The sequence below is a fragment of the Falsirhodobacter sp. alg1 genome (assembly GCF_000739715.2).
Lineage (GTDB): Bacteria > Pseudomonadota > Alphaproteobacteria > Rhodobacterales > Rhodobacteraceae > Falsirhodobacter.
The window spans coordinates 1-397 of record NZ_BBJC02000150.1 but is presented as its reverse complement, the minus strand read 5'-3'; the positions used below and the strand labels follow the sequence as shown (position 1 = coordinate 397).

The following is a 397-nucleotide window of genomic DNA, read 5'->3' as shown; positions in this document are numbered from 1 at the left end:
TTTCGGGTTCCCCCGGAACCCCTAACGTCCGGTCGGGTCGGACTTAGTTCGGACCGGACCGAACCAAACGAAGTACGGTTCCGGTTCGTCGGGGGTCCGGGGTANTAACGGGTTACGGGTAGTACTTCCGGNCCGGTTCCGGTCCNGGGANGTMYWMGACGTTCTTNGCGCGGCCGACTGCCGTCATCCACAAATGTGGTATGGGCCGCCCCGCGGCTGATCGCCTCCAGCCCGATGGCACCGGTGCCTGCAAACAGGTCCAAGACCCGCGCATCCTGCAGGGGGTTACCGTATCCGCCGTTGATCAACAGGTTGAATATCGCCTCCCGCACCCTATCCGATGTGGGGCGAAGATGTGCGGCAGGATCACCGGCCCCGACATCGGCCAGCCTTGTCC

Annotated in this window: 1 pseudogene; it reads right to left on the bottom strand. The window is 63.9% G+C overall.

The features are described 5' to 3' along the window. Nucleotides 1-176 precede the first annotated feature (176 nt). Nucleotides 177-389, bottom strand: a pseudogene (locus tag TR36_RS16300) (RsmD family RNA methyltransferase); the annotation flags it as partial. Nucleotides 390-397: the final 8 nt, after the last annotated feature.